This window comes from Actinomycetospora soli (assembly GCF_021026295.1).
Taxonomy (GTDB): Bacteria; Actinomycetota; Actinomycetes; order Mycobacteriales; family Pseudonocardiaceae; genus Actinomycetospora; species Actinomycetospora soli.
Genome location: NZ_JAJNDA010000009.1, coordinates 115,652 through 132,477, shown reverse-complemented (window position 1 = coordinate 132,477; position 16,826 = coordinate 115,652). Strand labels below are relative to the sequence as shown.

At 74.2% G+C, this 16,826-nt stretch carries 19 protein-coding genes; 7 read left to right on the top strand and 12 right to left on the bottom strand.

The features are described from left to right. Positions 1 to 2 precede the first annotated feature (2 nt). A complete protein-coding gene (gene wrbA, locus LN037_RS16455) occupies positions 3 to 599 on the top strand; it encodes an NAD(P)H:quinone oxidoreductase (protein WP_230754482.1) in 597 nt (198 codons plus the stop codon). Positions 600 to 738: 139 nt separating this feature from the next. On the opposite strand, the gene LN037_RS16450 is transcribed toward wrbA, so the two are convergent. The 4 genes from LN037_RS16450 to LN037_RS16435 form a co-directional block, all read right to left on the bottom strand. Beyond that, positions 739 to 1,545 (bottom strand): ABC transporter permease, encoded by an 807-nt coding sequence (locus LN037_RS16450; protein WP_372460470.1) that lies wholly within the window; start codon positions 1,543 to 1,545, stop codon positions 739 to 741. After that, positions 1,542 to 2,552: an ABC transporter ATP-binding protein gene (locus LN037_RS16445; protein WP_230754480.1), complete on the bottom strand. Its 1,011-nt coding sequence runs from the start codon at positions 2,550 to 2,552 to the stop codon at positions 1,542 to 1,544. Before LN037_RS16445 ends, LN037_RS16450 begins: the two co-directional genes overlap by 4 nt. A gap of 143 nt (positions 2,553 to 2,695) precedes the next feature. Beyond that, positions 2,696 to 4,294, bottom strand: a complete 1,599-nt coding sequence (gene mdlC / locus LN037_RS16440) for a benzoylformate decarboxylase (RefSeq protein ID WP_230754478.1) — start codon at positions 4,292 to 4,294, stop codon at positions 2,696 to 2,698. A 30-nt stretch (positions 4,295 to 4,324) separates the two neighbouring features. After that, positions 4,325 to 4,597: a hypothetical protein gene (locus tag LN037_RS16435; RefSeq protein ID WP_230754477.1), complete on the bottom strand. Its 273-nt coding sequence runs from the start codon at positions 4,595 to 4,597 to the stop codon at positions 4,325 to 4,327. A gap of 143 nt (positions 4,598 to 4,740) precedes the next feature. On the opposite strand from LN037_RS16435, the gene LN037_RS16430 reads away from it, so the two are divergent. Further along, positions 4,741 to 5,925, top strand: a complete 1,185-nt coding sequence (locus LN037_RS16430) for an epoxide hydrolase family protein (RefSeq protein ID WP_230754475.1) — start codon at positions 4,741 to 4,743, stop codon at positions 5,923 to 5,925. Then, a complete protein-coding gene (locus tag LN037_RS16425) occupies positions 5,919 to 7,652 on the top strand; it encodes an ABC transporter ATP-binding protein (RefSeq protein ID WP_230754473.1) in 1,734 nt (577 codons plus the stop codon). Before LN037_RS16430 ends, LN037_RS16425 begins: the two co-directional genes overlap by 7 nt. A 77-nt stretch (positions 7,653 to 7,729) precedes the next feature. Here LN037_RS16425 and LN037_RS16420 read toward each other — a convergent pair whose 3' ends face one another. Then, entirely contained in the window at positions 7,730 to 9,058 is a 1,329-nt protein-coding gene (locus tag LN037_RS16420; RefSeq protein WP_230754471.1) for a DNA polymerase IV, read from the bottom strand. Next, positions 9,055 to 9,516 carry an HAD family hydrolase gene (locus LN037_RS16415; protein ID WP_230754469.1) on the bottom strand — a complete coding sequence of 154 codons (462 nt, stop codon included), beginning with the start codon at positions 9,514 to 9,516 and terminating at the stop codon, positions 9,055 to 9,057. The genes LN037_RS16420 and LN037_RS16415 overlap by 4 nt, the downstream gene beginning before the upstream one ends. A gap of 35 nt (positions 9,517 to 9,551) precedes the next feature. On the opposite strand from LN037_RS16415, the gene LN037_RS16410 reads away from it, so the two are divergent. Further along, positions 9,552 to 9,761, top strand: a complete 210-nt coding sequence (locus LN037_RS16410) for a DUF2795 domain-containing protein (protein ID WP_230754467.1) — start codon at positions 9,552 to 9,554, stop codon at positions 9,759 to 9,761. Between the two features lie 55 nt (positions 9,762 to 9,816). On the opposite strand, the gene LN037_RS16405 is transcribed toward LN037_RS16410, so the two are convergent. Together LN037_RS16405 and LN037_RS16400 are read right to left on the bottom strand one after the other, a co-directional pair. Further along, on the bottom strand, positions 9,817 to 10,083 hold the full coding sequence (locus LN037_RS16405) for a hypothetical protein (RefSeq protein WP_230754465.1): 267 nt from the start codon (positions 10,081 to 10,083) through the stop codon (positions 9,817 to 9,819). A 119-nt stretch (positions 10,084 to 10,202) separates the two neighbouring features. Next, a complete protein-coding gene (locus tag LN037_RS16400) occupies positions 10,203 to 10,427 on the bottom strand; it encodes a hypothetical protein (RefSeq protein ID WP_230754463.1) in 225 nt (74 codons plus the stop codon). 189 nt (positions 10,428 to 10,616) lie between these two features. Here LN037_RS16400 and LN037_RS16395 point away from each other — a divergent pair, with 189 nt between their 5' ends. Further along, complete coding sequence (locus tag LN037_RS16395; RefSeq protein WP_230754461.1) at positions 10,617 to 11,330, top strand: class I SAM-dependent methyltransferase; 714 nt, start codon at positions 10,617 to 10,619, stop codon at positions 11,328 to 11,330. Here LN037_RS16395 and LN037_RS16390 read toward each other — a convergent pair. Beyond that, on the bottom strand, positions 11,327 to 11,557 hold the full coding sequence (locus LN037_RS16390) for a hypothetical protein (RefSeq protein WP_230754459.1): 231 nt from the start codon (positions 11,555 to 11,557) through the stop codon (positions 11,327 to 11,329). The genes LN037_RS16395 and LN037_RS16390 overlap by 4 nt on opposite strands. A 177-nt stretch (positions 11,558 to 11,734) precedes the next feature. Here LN037_RS16390 and LN037_RS16385 point away from each other — a divergent pair, with 177 nt between their 5' ends. Both LN037_RS16385 and LN037_RS16380 read left to right on the top strand, forming a co-directional pair. Further along, on the top strand, positions 11,735 to 13,090 hold the full coding sequence (locus LN037_RS16385; protein ID WP_230754457.1) for an FAD-dependent oxidoreductase: 1,356 nt from the start codon (positions 11,735 to 11,737) through the stop codon (positions 13,088 to 13,090). Positions 13,091 to 13,833: 743 nt separating this feature from the next. Beyond that, positions 13,834 to 15,039 (top strand): hypothetical protein, encoded by a 1,206-nt coding sequence (locus tag LN037_RS16380; RefSeq protein ID WP_230754455.1) that lies wholly within the window; start codon positions 13,834 to 13,836, stop codon positions 15,037 to 15,039. A 117-nt stretch (positions 15,040 to 15,156) separates the two neighbouring features. Here LN037_RS16380 and LN037_RS16375 read toward each other — a convergent pair whose 3' ends face one another. The 3 genes from LN037_RS16375 to LN037_RS16365 are packed head-to-tail and all read right to left on the bottom strand — an operon-like array spanning position 15,157 to position 16,753. Beyond that, a complete protein-coding gene (locus LN037_RS16375) occupies positions 15,157 to 15,678 on the bottom strand; it encodes a hypothetical protein (RefSeq protein WP_230754454.1) in 522 nt (173 codons plus the stop codon). Beyond that, positions 15,675 to 15,998: a DUF4873 domain-containing protein gene (locus LN037_RS16370; RefSeq protein ID WP_230754452.1), complete on the bottom strand. Its 324-nt coding sequence runs from the start codon at positions 15,996 to 15,998 to the stop codon at positions 15,675 to 15,677. The genes LN037_RS16375 and LN037_RS16370 overlap by 4 nt, the downstream gene beginning before the upstream one ends. Then, positions 15,995 to 16,753 (bottom strand): TetR/AcrR family transcriptional regulator, encoded by a 759-nt coding sequence (locus LN037_RS16365; protein ID WP_230754450.1) that lies wholly within the window; start codon positions 16,751 to 16,753, stop codon positions 15,995 to 15,997. Before LN037_RS16365 ends, LN037_RS16370 begins: the two co-directional genes overlap by 4 nt. Between the last annotated feature and the right edge of the window lie 73 nt (positions 16,754 to 16,826).

The following is a 16,826-nucleotide window of genomic DNA, read 5'->3' as shown; positions in this document are numbered from 1 at the left end:
CCGTGGCCAACATCGCCGTCGTCTTCTACTCCGCCACCGGCAACGTGGCCGCCCTCGCCGAGGCGCTCGCCGAGGGGGCGCGCGGCGAGGGCGCGGAGGTCCGCGTCCGCCCGGTGGCCGAGCGCGCGCCGCGCGAGGCGATCGAGGCCAACCGCCGCTGGAAGGCCTGGGTGGACGACAACCCCTACGACACCGTCGCCTCGCTCGACGACCTCGAGTGGGCCGACGGGATCGCCCTCGGCAGCCCGACGCGCTTCGGCGGCGCCGCCGAGCAGCTCAAGTCGTTCCTCGACACCACCGGCGGGCTGTGGGCGCAGGGCAAGCTCGCGAACAAGGTCGGGACCTCGTTCACCTCGGCCTCGACCGGTCACGGCGGCCTGGAGACGACCACCGTCGCGATGAACATGACCTTCTACCACTGGGGCACGCTGATCATGCCCCTCGGCTACGCCGCCGACCCGTCGCTGATGTCGTCGGGGAACCCGTACGGCGCGTCGTGGGTGTCGCGGAAGTCCGCGGCCCCCGACGACGAGGCGCTCGGCGCGGCGCGCGTGCAGGGGACGCGGCTCGCGCAGGTCGCGGGCCGGCTCTCGGACTGAGAGCACCTCCCGGTGCCGGCAATGCGTCACTGCTTGCACCCGGTGCCAGGAGAGCCGCACCGTCGCGCGGGCCCACGACGGTGCGGCGAATCCGGCGTCCAGTGCCGGCAGTGACGCACTGCCGGCACGCGGAGCGGGCTCAGTCCAGCGCGCGCCGGACGAAGCCCCGGATCCCGATCGCCCCGAACAGCACGCACGCGAACACCAGCGCCGCCAGGCACAGCCACGCCGGGAGGTGCGGGATCTGCGGGGTCAGCGCCCCGCGCAGCCCCTCCGCCACGTACGTGATCGGGTTGAGCGCGCAGATCACCTGGAACCAGCGCAGCGACCCGATCTGCAGGAACGGGAACTGCGTCGAGCCGGTGAACAGCAGCGGCGTGATCACCACGGCGAACACGATGTTGATCCGCCGCGGGCTGACCAGCGTGCCGATCACGAGGCCGGACGCGCCGCCCGCGAGGGCACCGAGGACGAGCAGCAGCGCCGAGAGCGGCAGGCCGGAGAGGTCCCAGCTGACCTCGTCGAGCACGAGGTAGCCGACCGGGATCATCACCAGGGACCCGATCAGCCCGCGCAGCGCACCGAACACGATCTTCTCCACGGCGACCATCTGCGTCGACAGCGGCGCGAGCAGCCGGTCCTCGATCTCCTTCGTGTAGCTGAAGTCGATCACCAGCGGCAGCGCGACGGCCTGGACCGCGACGAGGAAGGCGTTGAGCGCGAGCAGCCCCGGCAGCAGCAGCTGGGCGTACCCGGGCGCGATGTAGCCGAGCTCGGAGAGCACCTTGCCGAACACGAACAGCAGGAAGAACGGCTGGACGAGCACCTGCGAGATGAAGCTGCCGAGCTCCTTGCCCGTGACCGCGACGTCGCGGCCCAGCACGCCGAGGAACGCCCGCCCCGGCGACACCCGGCGGAACGGCTCGGTCTCAGTCACGGCGGTCACCGCAGTCCCCTCCCGGTCAGGTCGATGAAGACGTCCTCCAGCGTGGGCTCGCCGAGCCCGACGTCGGACACCCGGCCACCCGCCGTCGTGACCTCCTCGAGCAGGCCGGGCAGGGCGGCACCGGCCTCGCCCTCGACGCGCACGCGCAGGCGGGCGGGCCCCTCGTCGGGCGTCGCGAGGACCTCGGCGCCCGCGACGCCGCGGACCGCGCCGAGCCGGTGGCGCAGCTGCTCGGGGTCGAGGCCCGTGACGTCGAGGTCGACGGTGGCGGAGCCGGAGAGTCCCGCGACGAGGTTGGCGGGCGTGTCGAGCTTCAGCAGCTCGCCGTGGTCGACGATCCCGACCCGGTCGGAGAGCTTGGCCGCCTCGTCCATGTCGTGCGTGGTCAGCACGATCGTCACGCCGTTGGCGGCGAGCTCCGCGACCCGGTCGTGGACGAACAGCCGCGCCTGCGGGTCGAGCCCGGTGGACGGCTCGTCGAGGAAGAGCACCCGGGGGTCGTGCATCAGGCCGCGGGCGATGATCAGCCGCTGCGCCTGGCCGCCGGAGAGCTCGTCGGGGTTGGTGTCGGCCTTGTCGCTCAGGCCCATGCGCTCGAGCAGCTCGTCGGCCAGCGGACCGCGCCGGGGCCGTGGGACGCCGTGATAGGCCGCGTGCCAGACGAGATTGCCCTTGGCGTCGAGGCTGCGGTCGAGGTTCGGGCGCTGCGGGACGACGCCGATCACCGAGCGGGCACCGACCGGGTCCCGGGCCACGTCGATGCCGGTGACGGCGGCGTGGCCGGAGGTCTTGCGGACGCGGGTGGTGAGCACGCCGATCGTCGTCGTCTTGCCGGCGCCGTTCGGACCGAGGAGGCCGAACACCTCGCCGGGGGCGACGGCGAACGAGATGCCGTCGACGGCGTTGACCTTCGCCTTGGGGTAGCGCTTCACGAGGTCGACGACCTCGACGGCGGGAGTGGCGGCCGGCCCGGCGTGGATTCCGGTGGGCTGCGTCTGGGTCGACACGTGCCGCGACGCTACGCGGAGGTGCCGGGGCGGGGCATCTCGATCCCGGGTGAGCACGGTCGCTAGCCTGCGACCTCGACGACAGTTGAGGTCAAGCGCGCCCACCCGTCCCCGCGTGAGGGGAACCCTCACGCGGGTGGTGCTCAGCCGGCCGCCCGACCGACCGGCACCGCGATCAACCGCGGCCCGTCGGAGTCGCGCCCGCGCTCCAGGGCTGCGCGCAGGTCCCCGGCGGTCGACACCGACTCCGCCGGGACGCCGTAGCCCGCGGCCAACGACACGAAGTCCACCGGCGGCAGGTCCAGCCCGGGCGCCTTCGGGGTGTTCTCCCGGGCGGCGAACCACTTGAGGATCGCGTACTCCCGGTTCTCCAGGACGAGCACCGTGAGCGGCACACCGAGCATCGCCGCGGAGCCCAGCGCCTGGATCGCGTACTGCATCGACCCGTCGCCGATCGCCGCGAGCACGGGGCGGGACCGGTCGGCCAACGCCACGCCGACCGCCGCGGGCAGCCCGAAGCCGAGCCCGCCCGACGTCGTGAAGAAGGACGTGGACGGCCGGGAGACCGGGCGCCTCGCGTGCAGGGCGCCCCGGTTGGACGGGGACTCGTCGACGACGACGCCGTCCTGCGGCCACACGGCGCCGACGACGTCGAACACCGCCTCGGCGGTCAGCGTGCCCGGGACGGCCGAGGCCTGCGCGGGCGCCGCCGAGGGCGCCGAGCCCGCGGGCACCCGCGACGACGACGCGACGCGCTCGAGCAGCGATCGCACGACCGCGACCGGGGAGGCCACGAGCGCGTCGCCCATCGGCGCGCGGGCGGCCTCGTCGGGGTCGGACGTCACGTGCAGCAGCGTCGTGCCCTCGGGCAGGAACCCGCCGGGAACGTAGGGGTAGTAGCGGAAGACGGCCGTGCCGAGGACGAGCACGACGTCGTGCGCCGCGAGGGTCTGCGCGACCGGGGCGATCGCCATCGGCAGGGCGCCCCGGAACTGCGGGTGGGTCTCGGGGAAGCCGACGCGGCCGTCGGCGGGCGGCCCGTAGACCGCGCAGCCGAGCCGTTCGGCCAGCGCCACGGCGTCGTCGAACCCGCCGCCGGAGTCGATCTCGCCGCCGACCACCAGCGCGGGCGCCGACGCGCCGTCGAGCGCGGCGACCATCGCGCCGAGACCGGCGGGCGCGAGCGGCGTCGTGACCCGGCGTCGGGCCGCCCGCTGCGCCACCTCGAGGTCGTCGCCGGTGAGCTCGACGTCCCAGTCGTCCATCGGGATCGACACGAACACGGGGCCGGTGGGCGGCGTGGTCGCGAGGTGGATCGCCCGGGCCAGGGTCGCGACGACGTCCTGGGCCCGGGGCGGCTCCGCCGAGTACTTCACGGTGGGACGCGGGAGCTCGGAGGCCCGCGGGTTCGCGAGCATCGCCTCCAGCGTCATCATCGGCCGCACCTGCTGGCCCGCGGTGACCACGAGCGGGGTCCTGTTCGCCGCCGCGTTCACCAGCGCGCCCACCGCGTTCCCGACGCCGGGCGCGGTGTGCAGGTTGACCAGGGCCGGCCGACCGGTCGCCTGGGCGTACCCGTCGGCCATCCCCACGACGACGGCCTCCTGGAGCCCGAGGACGTAGGTGAAGTCGTCGGGGAAGTCCTGGAGCATCGGGAGCTCGGTCGAGCCCGGGTTCCCGAAGACCGTCGTCATGCCGTGCGCCCGGAACAGCTCGAGCGCGGCAGCGCGCACTGTCGTCACGCCGCAGGATCTACCCTGCGGCGGACGAACTCACCAGGCCTGCTGCGGGATGGGCGCGGGCAGGTGCAGCCTGCTCACCCGCACCACGACGTCACGCAGGTCGTCGGAGTCGAAGTTGTTGCGCAGTTCCTCGGCGCGGAGTGTCGCCGCGACCCCCTCGTAGGGGCCGTGGGCGTCCATCTCACCGGTCTCCGGGTCGAACACCAGGACCACGTAGCCGTCGCACTCGTCCAGATCCGCCGCTGCCGCCAGCAGTGCCGCGGGCCGTTCGTTCAGCACGATGATCACCTCCGCTCCGTTCATCGCCACGATGACGGCCCGTGTGACAGCGTGGGCGGAAGACGCCACCTTCGGGGGACAGCTTCCATCCGGCGGCGTGTCGGGGTGACACCCGGACGGATGCCTCCCCACGGCGCGTTCGGACCTCGGCCGTTAGCGTCGCGCCCATGGCCCCCTCCGACGCCGAGCCGACCCCCGCCGACCCGTCGTCGACCCGACCGACGACCCCCGACGAGATCACCCCGTTCGTGCTCGACATCCCCGACGACCAGGTCGCTGACCTGCACGAACGCCTCCGCCGGGCACGGTTGGCCGAGCCGGAGCCGGTGGCCGACTGGTCGCAGGGCATCCCCGCCACGGTCGTGGCGGAGCTGGCCCGGACGTGGCTCGAGGAGCACGAGATCGGCGCCCTGGCCGACGAGCTGAACGGGCTCGGCCAGTACCGGACGGAGATCGACGGGCTCGGCATCCACTTCCTGCACGTACAGTCACCACGACGTGACGCACAGCCACTTCTGCTCACGCACGGGTGGCCCGGGTCGGTGGTCGAGTTCCTCGACGTCGTGGGGCCGCTGACGGCTCCCGACGACCCCGCGAGCCCGGCGTTCCACGTGGTCGCGCCCTCGTTGCCGGGCTTCGGGTTCTCCGACAAGCCGACCGTCACGGGGTGGGGCATCGACCACGTCGCGGATGCGTGGGCCGTCCTCATGTCGCGTCTGGGTTACCCCCGCTTCCTCGCCCAGGGTGGCGACTGGGGCGCCATGATCACGACGGCGCTCGGGGTCCGGCACCCCGACCGCGTCGCCATGCTGCACACGACGATGCCGCTCGCCGACCGGCCGGAGGGCGCCCGGACCGAGGACCTCCCCGAGCTCGAGCAGCGGTGGCTGGCCCAGGCCCGCGAGTTCCGGGAGACCGGCAGCGGCTACTCCGGCCAGCAGCGCACCCGCCCGCAGACCCTCGGCTACGCGCTCGTCGACTCCCCGGTCGGCCAGCTCGCGTGGATCGCGGAGAAGTTCGGGGTGTGGACCGACGGGGGCCTCGCCTCCGTGGCCCGTCGGCGCCTGCTCGACAACGTGGCCGTGTACTGGTTCGGCGCCTCCGGCGCGTCCTCGGCCCGGATGTACTGGGAGAACGCCCAGGTCGACCGCCGCTCCGAGGTGACCGTCCCGGCCGCGATCTCGATCTTCCCCGCGGAGATGGCGAAGATGCCGCGGTCCTGGGTCGAGGCGCGCTACACCGACGTCCGGCGCTGGAGCGTCCTGGAGCGCGGCGGCCACTTCGCGTCGCTCGAGGTGCCCGACGTGTTCGTGTCCGAGCTCCGCGCCTCGTTCGACGGGGTGGTGTGCTGACCGCGCCCGACACGGGGCTGCGGCGGCTGTGGCCCTACCTGCGGCCGCACCGCGGCACCCTGCTCGTCGTCGCCGTGCTCTCGCTGGTCACGGCGGGGACCTCGCTCGCCCAGCCGCTGCTGGTCGGGCGGGTGATCGCCGCGGTCCAGGGCGCCGGCCCGGTGCTGGGGTCGGCGGTCGTCCTCGTGGCGGTCCTGCTCGGCGGCGCGCTCGTCGGGGCCGTGCAGTCGTTCCTGCTCCAGCGCACCGCCGAGGGTCTGGTGCTGTCGACGCGCCGGACGCTCGTCGACCGCGTGCTGCGCCTGTCGGTGCCGGAGTACGACGCGCGCCGCACCGGCGACCTCATCTCCCGCATCGGGTCGGACACGACGCTGCTGCGCGCCGTGGTCACGTCGGGCCTGTTCGAGCTGGGCAGCTCGGTGGTGGTCGTGATCGGCGCGGCCGTCGCCATGGCGCTGGTCGACCTCACGCTGCTCGGGGTCACGCTGCTCGCGGTGGCGGCGGGCGTCGTGGTGATCGGGGCGGCGTCGCGGCGGCTGCGGGCGCTCTCGACGCTCTCCCAGGCGCGGGTGGGCGAGATGACCGCGGCCGTGGAGCGTGCGCTCGGAGCGGTCCGCACGATCCGCGCGAGCGGTGCCACCGACCGCGAGGCGGTGGGCGTGGTCGGCGCGGCCACCGACGCGTACGCGGTGGGCGTGCGCGCGGCCCGCCTGCAGGCCCTCGTCTCGCCCGCCGTGACGATCGCGACCCAGGGCTCGTTCATCGCCGTGCTCGGGATCGGGGGCGCCCGGGTCGCGGCCGGCGAGCTCACCGTCGGCGAGCTGGTCTCCTTCGTGCTCTACCTCTTCCTGCTCGTCCTGCCGTTCGCGCGGCTCACCCAGGCCTGGACGCAGCTGCAGACCGGCCTCGGTGCGCTCGCGCGGATCGAGGAGGTGGCCGCGCTGCCCGCCGAGTCGGCGGGCGACGTCGTGACGGCCACCGACGCCGCCCCGAGCGCCCCGGCCCTGGAGCTGCGGGACGTCGACTTCGGCTACGCCGGCGGCACCACGGTGCTGCGCGGGGTGTCGTTCACCGTGCCGCGCGGCACCCGCACGGCGCTGGTGGGCCCGTCCGGTGCCGGCAAGTCGACCGTGTTCGCCCTGGTCGAGCGGTTCTACGACGTCACCGCGGGGGCCGTCCTCGTCGACGGGGTCGACGTGCGCGACCGGCCCCGCGACGCGCTGCGGGCGCGGCTGGGCTACGTCGAGCAGGAGTCCCCCGCACTCGCCGGCACGCTGCGGGGAAACCTCGTGCTCGCCGCCCCCGACGCCCCCGAGACCGACCAGCTCGCGGTCCTCGCGGCGGTGAACCTCTCCGGGCTCGTCGCGCGGTCCCCGCTCGGGCTGGACGCGCCCGTGGGCGAGGGCGGCGTGCTGCTCTCGGGCGGCGAGCGCCAGCGCCTCGCCATCGCCCGCACGCTGCTCGCCGAGCCGTCGCTGATGCTGCTCGACGAGCCCACCGCGAGCCTCGACGCCCGCAACGAGGCGGCCCTCAAGGAGGCGATCGACGTCGCCGCCGCGGCCGACCGGACGCTGCTGATCGTCGCGCACCGGCTCTCCACGGTCGTCGACTGCGACCAGATCGTGGTCCTCGACGGCGGCCGGGTGGTCGCCACCGGCACGCACACCGAGCTGCTCGACGCCAGCCCGCTCTACGCCGAGCTCGCGCGATCGCAACTGCTGCTCTGAGGGCGCCCCGCCCCGTGGCAGGAAAGCGTCGTTGCTGTCACCGCGTGGCAGCAACGACGCGTTCCTGCCACGCGATGTCAGGTCAACGACACCAGCGGATCGGCCCGCGTGAGCTCCGGGTCGTCCGCGGCGAAGGTCCGCGCGCGTCCCGGGCCGGTCGAACGCGTCTCGAACCGCACCGTGACGCGGCCGTGCCCGGCGCCCTGCACCCACCCGTGCCCGTGCTCGGGGTGCGCGGCGTCGTCCCCGGTGCGCCACCCCCGCTCCGGCGTCGGAGCCGGGTCCTCCTCCAGCTCCGTCCCGACGTCGGGTGCGGGCGCCACGGGTGCCTCGTCCCCCGTCTCGAACAACGTGCCCTGCACCGCGGTCGTCAGGCCGGCGTAGGAGACCCCGACGAGCCGCACACCGGCGTCGGGCAGCGCGTCGACGGCGAGCCGCTGCGCCACCCCCGTGAGGGCCGGCAGGTCGGTCGAGGCGACCGAGGACGTCTCGGAGCGGGTGTGGGTCACGAAGTCCCCACCGCGGACCTTCACCGTCACCGTGCGCGCCGCCCGCTGCGAGGCCACGAGCCGCCGGTGGGCCGAGGCCGCGAGGTCGGCGACGGCGCGGCGCACCGCGGCGACGTCGGACAGGTCGGTGTCGAACGTCGTCTCCGCGCTGACCTGCTTGGCCTCGCCGCGCTCGGTCACCGCGCGGTCGTCGATCCCGCGGGCGAGCCGGTGCAGCGCCGAGCCGACGGCGGAGCCCAGCAGGGCGGTCACCTCGGCGGTCGGCATCGCCGCGAACGCCGCGATCGTCGTGACCCCGGCCCGCGCGAGCGCCGTCTCGGCCACCGGCCCGATGCCCCACAGCGAGCGCACCGGCAGCGGGTCGAGCAGCGCCCGCTCCCCGCCGTGCGCCACGACGTGCACGCCGTCCGGCTTGGCCAGCCCCGAGGCGATCTTCGCGACCTGCTTGCCCGACCCCGCCCCCACCGACACGGCCAGGCCCGTCGCCTCCCGCACCTGCGCGCGGACCTCCTCGGCCCAGGCGCGCACCTCGTCGGCCCCCGCTCCCACGAGCGCGGCGGGTTCGGCGAACGTCTCGTCGTAGGCCACCTGCTCGAGGACCGGGGCGGCGGCGCGCACGACCGCGAAGAACGACTCCGACAGCGTCCGGTAGACCGCCGTCCGCGGCGGCAGCGCGACCGCCGTCGGGCACGCGCGGCGGGCCTGCGCCATGGGCATCGCCGACCGCGCGCCGAACGCCTTCGCCTCACCCGACGCGCCCGCCACGATGCCGCGCGGGCCCAGTCCCCCGACGAGCACCGGGCGGCCGCGCAGGGTCGGCCGGGTGAGCTGCTCGGCGGAGGCGAAGAACGAGTCGAGGTCGAGGTGGACCACCCAGCGGCCGGTCGGGACGGTCACGACGGCACGCGGCTCCAGATCAGGTCCGCGCCGCCCAGCACGTCGGCCGGCGTCCCGCTCCACGTCACGCCGACCGCGGTCAGCCCGTGCCGCCGGGCCGCCGCCACGTCGGTGGGGGCGTCCCCGATCATCGCGGCGCCGGCCGCGCCCCCGGGCAGGACCCGGCCGAGCCCGAGCAGCGCCTCGACGAGCACCTCGTCCTTGCCCGCGACCCCGGGGCCCGTGCCGGCGACGTGCCCGAACCAGGCCGACCACCCGAGCTCGTCCACCACCCGCCGGGCGAGGGCCGTGGAGGCCGAGGTCGCGACGGCCATCTCCACCCCGGCCGCGGACCAGGCCGCGAGCACGGCCTCGACCCCCGGGACCGGGGTCGGGGAGCCACGCTCGAGCAGCGTGCCGTCGAGATCCCAGACGACACACGACCAGGGACACGTCAGCACGAGGACGAAGGATTCCACGATTGGCCGTCCGCCCCGTGGACCATCCCCGGCCCATGGGTTACGACGTCACGCAGGTACAGAAGTCCCTCGGCGGTTTCGACTACCCGGGGGGACCGGACGAGCTGGCCGAGCACGCGAAGTCGAAGGGCGCCGACGACCAGCTGGTCGAGTCCCTCCGCGGGCTCGACAAGGAGCAGTTCGACGGCCCGAACGCCGTCATGAAGAAGCTCAGCGAGGCCGGCGTGCTCGGCGGGGGCTCCTAGCGGTCCCGTTCCCGACGACGGGTCCGGACGCCGGACCCGTCGTCGGGACGTCGTGCTACCGGGGCATCGTCGGGAGGCGCCGTTCGACGATCTCCCGCGCGCCCTCGAGGGTGCCGTCGTTGCTCCACACGGACTCGTCGAGGCGTGAGACGTTCCACCCGCCCGGTCGCACGCGGGTGCCGTAGAGGAAGACGTCCTTCTCCTGGACCCATTCGATCTCGTAGTCGATGGGCTGCTCGCTCAGCGACTGCCAGGTCCAGACGGCCCCGGAGCGCCGGCTCGACTCCCGCACCTGACGGCCGTCGATGTCCCAGGTAGTCACGACGTTCCTCCCCGCTGACGCCGGGGGACTCGCCCGTAACGTGTCCGACCCTGCGCCGATCGGCCTATCAGCCTACCGGGTTCTGTCTCGTCGCGAGACATCGAGAGCTCGAGCGCTCCCTACGAGACGGGCGCCCATCCCTCGCGGCACAGGGCGCCGACGATGCGTCGGGCGTCCGCCCGGTGCGCTTCCGGGCGGTGCGAGGTCCAGCTCCACTCGGTGCACTCGCGGTGCAGCAGGTCCGCGACGACGGTCGCGGCGTGCTCCCGGTCGGGGGCCGGGACCTCGGCGGCGCGGGACTGCGCCGGCCGCAGCAGGGCGTGGGCGGGGGACGACGTGCTCATGGCGAGCCTCCTGTCGTCGGCGATCCCGGGTGGGTGGTCCACGGCAGGGATCGGCGGTGGGACGACGTGCGCGGGCGGCGTCGGCGGCGCTGTCTGCAGGGTGGACGCCCGCGCGCCGCCGGGAAACGGTCGGGGGAGCAACGACACATCGGCCGTGCCACGGGGAGCGGTGGCGGCCACGATGAGGCCATGACCGCTCCGTTCACCGTCGAACTCGACCCCACCCCCGGCCGCCGCCAGGGCGAGGAGCAGTTCCTGCTCCACCGCGACGGCGGGACCGAGCGGGTGACGCTGCACGACTACGCGACCGTCTACGACGTGCCGGGGCTCTACGAGGAGGTCGTCCAGCGGCAGCTGGAGTGCGCCTCGCCCGCGACCGTCGCCGACGCCGCGGTGGAGGCGGGCGCCGCGCTCGACGTCGCGGCGGCCGACCTGCGCGCGTTCGACCTCGGGGCGGGCAACGGGGTCGTCGGCGAGGAGCTGCGCGCGCGGGGCGTCACCGTGGTGGTCGGCGCGGACGGGATCCCGGAGGCCCGCGACGCCGCGCACCGCGACCGTCCGGGGCTGTACGCGCACTACCTGGTCGGCGAGCGGCTGGAGAGCGCCGAGGTCGCCCGACTGGTCGGCGAGGAGCGACTGAACGCGCTGGTCGCCGCCGGGGCGGTCGGCGAGGGGCACGTGCCGGTGGACGCCCTCGACGAGCTCTGGTCGGCGTTCCCGGCGGGTTCGGTCCTGGCGCTCACCCTCAAGGACGCCCCCGACGACCACGACGTGTCCGACGTGGAGGCGATGATCGCGGCCCGCTCGGACACCGAGATCGTGGTGCGCCGCTCCTTCCGTCACCGACTCTCGATGGCCGGCCACGAGCTGTACTACCTGGTGCTCGCCGCGGTGAAGCGCTAGTCGGCGAGCCCGCCCCGGATCACCTGCAGGCGGGGCCGGCGGACCGGCGCCGGCGCGGGCAGCGGTGCGCCCACCGCACAGGCGGGGCGCCCGCGCCGGGGGCGCAGGCAGGCGAGCTCGTTGACGAGGTCGTCCGCCAGCTCCTCCGTGAGCACGCGGTCGAGGTCGTAGTCGTCGAGGACCTCCCGGCCCCGACGCCACGACGCATGCTGCCCGTTCCTGATCATCACTGACATCGTCGGCGCAGGTCGGGCGCCTCCACAGGCCTGATGCCGCATGGAGTGATGACTCGATCGAGGGCCGTTTTCCGACGCGCCGTCCCCGGGGGCGCACCCGATCGTCGGCGTGGCGCCTCTCCCGGAGGAGGGGGTGCGGATCACGCCCGCCTCCGACAGGATCACGACATGAGGACCCATGCCGTGGCGATCGTCGGCTCGGGCCCGTCGGGGTTCTACGCGGCGGGCGCCCTCCTCGACTCGGAGGACCCACCGGTCCGGGTCGACATGTACGACCGGCTGGCCACCCCGTGGGGTCTGGTCCGCGCCGGGGTCGCCCCCGACCACCCGAAGATCAAGTCGGTGAGCAACCAGTACGAGAAGATCGCGGCCCGGCCCGGGTTCCGGTTCTTCGGACACGTGCACATCGGCGAGGACGTGACCGTCGACGAGCTCCTCGACCGCTACGACGCCGTGATCTACGCGGTGGGTTCGCAGACCGAGCGCCGGCTCGGCATCGAAGGCGAGGACCGCCCCGGCAGCCTCGCCTCGGTGGACTTCGTCGGGTGGTACAACGGCCACCCCGACTACGTGGACCTCGATCCCGACCTCTCCGCCGACCGCGCCGTCGTGATCGGCGCCGGCAACGTGGCGCTGGACGTGGCCCGCATGCTGCTGCTCGGCGAGGCCGACCTGCGCGCCACCGACACCGCCGACCACGCGATCGAGGGGTTCGTGGGCTCCGCGGTGCGCGAGGTCGTGGTGTGCGGCCGGCGCGGGCCCGTCGAGGCCGCCTTCACCACCACCGAGCTGCGGGAGCTCGACGACATCGAGGGGCTGACCACGGTGGTCGATCCGGCCCAGATCCCGTCCGCCGACGGCGACGCCGAGCTGGCCAAGGGCACCCGGCGCAACGTGGAGATCCTGCGGGGCTGGGCCGAGCGCGGCCCCGACCCCGACGCGGCCCGCCGCATGGAGTTCCGCTTCCTGCGCTCGCCGCTGCGCCTCCTGGGCGACGGCGAGGACGGGCCGGTGACGGGCGTCGAGCTCGCCGTCAACCGGCTCGAGACCTCCGACGACGGCCGGGTGCGGCCCGTCGACACCGGGGAGCGCGAGACCGTCGAGTGCGGCCTCGTGTTCCGGGCGGTCGGCTACAAGGGCATGGCGCTGCCCGGGGTCCCCTTCGACGAGGGCTCGGGGACGATCCCGCACACCGAGGGCCGCATCGAGGGCCGGGAGCGCGAGTACGTCGTCGGCTGGATCAAGCGGGGCCCCACCGGGATCATCGGCACGAACCGCAAGGACGCCAACGAGACCGTCCGCGGGCTGCTCGCCGACCTCGCGACCGGCGCCCGCGACGGCGCGTCCGTCGCGAGCGCGGAAGAGGTCGAGGAGTGGCTGTCGGGCCGCTGCTCCGACCTCGTCGACCTCGACGGCTGGGAGGCCATCGACGCCCACGAGCGGGCCGCCGGGGAGCCCGGCGGTCGGCCGCGCGTGAAGGTCGTCGACCGCGCGGCGTTCATGGACCTGGTGCGCCCGACGTAGGTGGCGTTCCCGACGGCGGGTCGGGTCGCCTTCCGGGGGCGTCCGACCGTGGTGGCCGGCGCCCGCCATGTCGCGGCCTACTGCCACCCGCCGACCGCCCCGGGCCACCTTGTCGCGGCCTGCGCCCACCCGCCGGCCACCTTGTCGTTGTGAATCACCACGACAAGATCCGGACCGACCCCCAGGGGCCCACGACAAGCTGACCGCGGACCGATCCGGCACACGCGGACACGGCGACCCCCAGCCACCAGCCGACCCCAGCCACCCTGTCGCGGCCTGCGCCCACCCACCGGCCACCTTGTCGTGGTGAATCACCACGACAAGACCCGGGCCGACCGTCAAGAGCCCACGACAAGCTGACCGCAGACCGATCCGGCACACGCGGACACGGCGACCCCCAGCCACCAGCCGACCCCAGCCACCTTGTCGCGGCCTGCGCCCACCCACCGGCCGACCCCAGCCACCTTGTCGCGGCCTGCGCCCACCCACCGGCCACCTTGTCGTGGTGAATCACCACGACAAGACCCGGGGCGACCGCCAAGGGCCCACGACAAGCTGACCGCGGACCGATCCGGCAGACGCTGGCACGGCGACGCCGCAGATGCGCGGGCGCCGCGGCGGTTCGGTCGACGGCGCTCCGCCCTCGGCACCCACTTCGCGCCTCGACGGTCAGGCGACCCCACGGAGCGGGCACGCCCGCGCATCCCGGGGAGCGCCCCCGCGGACCACGGACGAGGAGTGCCATGAGCGAGCCCGACGACACCATCCGCCTGCTGGGCGGTTTCCCCCGGCCGGACCGCACGGCGGCCGCCGTCCTGGTGGACGACATGTTCGACGTCCTCGAGCGGATGCTCGCTGCCCAACGACGGTTCGCGCACGCGATCCTCGCGCCGGGCGAGGCGGTGGCGATGATCCCGGCGGGCGAGTCGGGCGAGGGCCGCCGGGCGGGGTCGGACGCGCCGCCGGAGGGCGACGCCGAGAGCGCCGTCCCGGAGGCCGACGTCGACACCGACGGCGACACGCTCGCCGGCGAGCAGGACGACGACGGCGAGGAGGTCGTGGCGGAGGACGCCGAGGACCAGGACGCCGACGAGCAGGACGCCGACGATCAGGACGCCGACGAGCAGGACGCCGATGGCGAGAACGTCGTGGCGGAGGACGCCGACGACCAGGCCGACGCGACCGTGGACACCGACGACGAGTCAGCTGAGTCCGACGAGACCGATGAGTCCGACGGGGTCGCCGAGGACAGCGAGGAAAGCGCCACGACCGATGAGTCCGCGGAGGACGAGGACTCCGTGGAGGACGCCGGCGACGAGGAGTCGGACGACACCGACACCGACGCCGACGAGACCGACGCCGACACCGGGCAGGCCGAGGACACCGGACTGACCGCCGACGACGACTCCGACGACGACTCCGACGACGAGCAGATCGACGACACGGACACGGACTCCGACGACGGCTGGGACACCGACGAGGCATCCGAGGACGCCGGGGAGGACGACGACGCCGCGAGCTCGTCGGACGACGACGAGGACGACGACCAGGACGAGGACACGGGTAACACCACGTCCGACGTCGACGAACAGGTCGGGAGCTCCATCGCCGACGCGGACAGCAGTGGCCGGGACGACCCCGAGGACGGCACCGCCACACGACGCCGCAGCCGGACCGGGACGGGCGAGCAGTCCTCGCGTCGGGAGCGACCGGGTCGCGCCGACTCGGACAAGCCCCAACGGTCCGCGACCGGCACCCGGACCGGCGGACAGCAGTCGGGTCGCGCCGACTCGGACAAGCCCCAGTGGTCCGCGACCGGCACGCGGAACGGAGGGCAGCGACCGCGGCGCTCGACGTCGGACGTCATCCGGACCGACGACGCGGAGAACGCCCGCCAGACCCCGCGACGCTCGGCGTCCGACCGGCCGGCCCGTCGTCGCTCCGGCTGAGTGCGGTCCGCCGAGCCGGGCGCAAGGCCGCGGCGACCGCTCATCCCCGACGTCGGGACCGCGCCACTCGGTGACGTGCCACCGGTCCTGACGTCATGACCGGTGGCACGGCGGCCGCTACGCGGTGTCCGACGCCTCGTCGAGATCGATGCGCCGCAGGTCGCGGGCCTCGGGGGAGGCCAGGATCTCGGTGACGTAGCCGATCACGTGGTGGCGGATCTCGGCGTCGAGGTTGCCGAGCCGCCGCACGAGGACACCGCCGATGCCGGAGGTCTTCGTCTCCAGCGCGATGTCGCCCGGGCCGATCTCGTCGACCTCGACGACGATGTGGTCGGCGTCGGGCGCGAGGCAGGCCTCGAGTCCGATGCGGACCGTCATGCGGGCGTCGACCGGGACGGTGCGGGCACCGAGGTCGACGGTGACGTCGAGGTGGACCGGGACGTGCACCTCGGTCCGGCCGTGCCCCTGCTGGCGTCCCCGCAGGGCGCCGACCGTGCCGACGGCCGTGGCGGTGGCCATGCCGCCGGGCCCCGCGGGCACCGGTCCGAAGGCGACGCGGTCGCCGATCAGACCGGAGATGTCGCGGACCGCGCGCTGCGGGGAGGCGATGGCGTCGATGATCGCGTCGCGCTCGCTCATGCCGACACCTCCGTGCCCACGGCGAACGGCGGCGTGGAGACGCCGGTGATCCGGTAGCGGCCCCACGGGTCGACGTCGGAGAGCTCCCCCGCCGCCTCGCCCTGCGGCGTCGACACGACGGCCTGCGCGCGCCGTCCGCCCAGCAGGGTCTCGAGCTCCGCGTGCACGGCCACGCGGCCGTACCAGTGGTAGCGGCCGTCGAGCGGCTCGACGTACCCGCGCAGCGTCACCTCGACCTCGAGCACCTGGCCGTCGGCCAACCGCAGCGAGGCGGGACCGCGGTACCCGTCGTCATCGTCGTCGTGATCGGTGGTCGTCATCGATCCCCGTTCCCAGCCTCGGCGACATCGGACTCGCTGCTCCCGGACGATCCTCCGGGAGACATCTGGATCACCTTGTTGATCTCCAGCGGCACGTTCGGGTCGATGACGACCTCGCGCTGGCGCGCGAACCCGTCGATCGCCGCCCAGACGAGCATGGTCAGGTACTCGGTCACCGAGTCGCGGCTCATCGAGCGCCGCTCCAGCCACCACTCCGCGGTGTTCTGCACGAGCCCGACGACGCCGTACGCCCACGGCTCGGCGGCGCCGGAGTCCAGCCCGAACGCCCGCAGGTAGTCCCCGAGCAGGGCGGACAGGGCCGTCGCGATGATCTCCTTGTCGGCCTGGACCACCTCCTGGCCGTGGCCGTGGCGGGCCAGCACCCAGTAGAGGTTCGGGTAGTCCTCGAGCGTCCCGAGCACCGCGTCGATCGACTTGCGGATGCGCGGGAGCGGGGCCTCCTCCGAGTTCAGCGCGGGGATCAGCCGGTCGAGCAGGATGTGCGTCCCGCGCTCACCCATGGCCTCGACGAGGTCGGCCTTGTCGGAGAAGTGGCGGTAGAGCACCGGCTTCGTGACGCCGGCCTCGATCGCCACCTGCTCGATCCCGAAGTCGGGTCCGACCTCGGCGAGGACCCGCATCGCGGCCTCGACGAACTCGGCCCGCCGCTCCTCACGGTGCTTCGTCCAGCGGGTGCGACGCCCGTCACGAGATGGGGGCTTACCGCCCCGCGTCGGCTTGACACCGTCGGCCATGGGCGAAGACGCTACCACCAGTTACGGTTACCAGCGGTAAGACGTACAAGAAGTTGGGGATACAGTTCGTACC

Bases quoted from the DNA above. Each gene is read 5' to 3' on its own strand.
- LN037_RS16435 (WP_230754477.1), bottom strand. From the start codon at position 4,597: ATGAACGGAGCGGAGGTGATCATCGTGCTGAACGAACGGCCCGCGGCA.
- LN037_RS16430 (WP_230754475.1), top strand. From the start codon at position 4,741: ATGGCCCCCTCCGACGCCGAGCCGACCCCCGCCGACCCGTCGTCGACC.
- LN037_RS16410 (WP_230754467.1), top strand. From the start codon at position 9,552: ATGGGTTACGACGTCACGCAGGTACAGAAGTCCCTCGGCGGTTTCGAC.
- LN037_RS16400 (WP_230754463.1), bottom strand. From the start codon at position 10,427: ATGAGCACGTCGTCCCCCGCCCACGCCCTGCTGCGGCCGGCGCAGTCC.
- LN037_RS16395 (WP_230754461.1), top strand. From the start codon at position 10,617: ATGACCGCTCCGTTCACCGTCGAACTCGACCCCACCCCCGGCCGCCGC.
- LN037_RS16390 (WP_230754459.1), bottom strand. From the start codon at position 11,557: ATGATCAGGAACGGGCAGCATGCGTCGTGGCGTCGGGGCCGGGAGGTC.
- LN037_RS16385 (WP_230754457.1), top strand. From the start codon at position 11,735: ATGAGGACCCATGCCGTGGCGATCGTCGGCTCGGGCCCGTCGGGGTTC.
- LN037_RS16380 (WP_230754455.1), top strand. From the start codon at position 13,834: ATGAGCGAGCCCGACGACACCATCCGCCTGCTGGGCGGTTTCCCCCGG.
- LN037_RS16375 (WP_230754454.1), bottom strand. From the start codon at position 15,678: ATGAGCGAGCGCGACGCGATCATCGACGCCATCGCCTCCCCGCAGCGC.
- LN037_RS16370 (WP_230754452.1), bottom strand. From the start codon at position 15,998: ATGACGACCACCGATCACGACGACGATGACGACGGGTACCGCGGTCCC.
- LN037_RS16365 (WP_230754450.1), bottom strand. From the start codon at position 16,753: ATGGCCGACGGTGTCAAGCCGACGCGGGGCGGTAAGCCCCCATCTCGT.